The organism is Agrobacterium sp. K11, assembly GCF_059429395.1.
In genome coordinates, this window is record NZ_JCAHRB010000040.1 from 1 (window position 1) to 1,516 (window position 1,516).

1 rRNA gene is annotated in these 1,516 nt (G+C 51.1%); it reads right to left on the bottom strand.

Annotated elements, in window-relative coordinates:
* Positions 1-1,516: ribosomal RNA gene (locus AC5SEO_RS26835) — 23S ribosomal RNA — on the bottom strand; the annotation flags it as partial.

Here is a 1,516-nt window from a genome sequence, read left to right on the forward strand (position 1 = left end):
CCTAACTGCTTGAACGCGCATATCCAGCAGCGCGCTTACCCTATCCTACTGCGTCCCCCCATTACTCAAACGGCGGGGAGGTGGTACAGGAATATCAACCTGTTGGCCATCGCCTACGCTTTTCAGCCTCGGCTTAGGTCCCGACTAACCCTGAGCGGACGAGCCTTCCTCAGGAAACCTTAGGCATTCGGTGGACAAGATTCTCACTTGTCTTTCGCTACTCATACCGGCATTCTCACTTCTAAGCGCTCCACCAGTCCTTACGGTCTGACTTCGCTGCACTTAGAACGCTCTCCTACCACTGACATCAAAGATGTCAATCCACAGCTTCGGTGATACGTTTAGCCCCGGTACATTTTCGGCGCAGAGTCACTCGACCAGTGAGCTATTACGCACTCTTTAAATGGTGGCTGCTTCTAAGCCAACATCCTGGTTGTCTAAGCAACTCCACATCCTTTTCCACTTAACGTATACTTGGGGACCTTAGCTGGTGGTCTGGGCTGTTTCCCTTTTGACTACGGATCTTATCACTCGCAGTCTGACTCCCATGGATAAGTCTTTGGCATTCGGAGTTTGACTGAATTCGGTAACCCGTTGGGGGCCCCTAGTCCAATCAGTGCTCTACCTCCAAGACTCTTACAACATGAGGCTAGCCCTAAAGCTATTTCGGAGAGAACCAGCTATCTCCAGGTTCGATTGGAATTTCTCCGCTACCCACACCTCATCCCCGCACTTTTCAACGTGCGTGGGTTCGGGCCTCCATTCAGTGTTACCTGAACTTCACCCTGGACATGGGTAGATCACCTGGTTTCGGGTCTACAACCACATACTAAACGCCCTATTCAGACTCGCTTTCGCTACGGCTCCGCCTTATCAGCTTAACCTTGCATGGGATCGTAACTCGCCGGTTCATTCTACAAAAGGCACGCCATCACCCATTAACGGGCTCTGACTACTTGTAGGCACACGGTTTCAGGATCTCTTTCACTCCCCTTCCGGGGTGCTTTTCACCTTTCCCTCACGGTACTGGTTCACTATCGGTCACTAGGTAGTATTTAGCCTTGGGAGATGGTCCTCCCAGCTTCCGACGGAATTTCACGTGTTCCGCCGTACTCAGGATCCACTCAAGAGGGAACGAAGTTTCAACTACAGGGTTGTTACCTTCTTCGACGGACCTTTCCAGGTCGCTTCATTTACTTCGTTCCTTTGTAACTCCGTATAGAGTGTCCTACAACCCCAAGAGGCAAGCCTCTTGGTTTGGGCTAATTCCGTTTCGCTCGCCGCTACTCAGGAAATCGCATTTGCTTTCTCTTCCTCCGGGTACTTAGATGTTTCAGTTCCCCGGGTCTGCCTTCAATATCCTATGTATTCAGATAAAGATACTGTTCCATTACGAACAGTGGGTTTCCCCATTCGGAAATCTCCGGATCAAAGCTCACTTACAGCTCCCCGAAGCATATCGGTGTTAGTCCCGTCCTTCATCGGCTCCTAGTGCCAAGGCATTCACCGTGCGCCC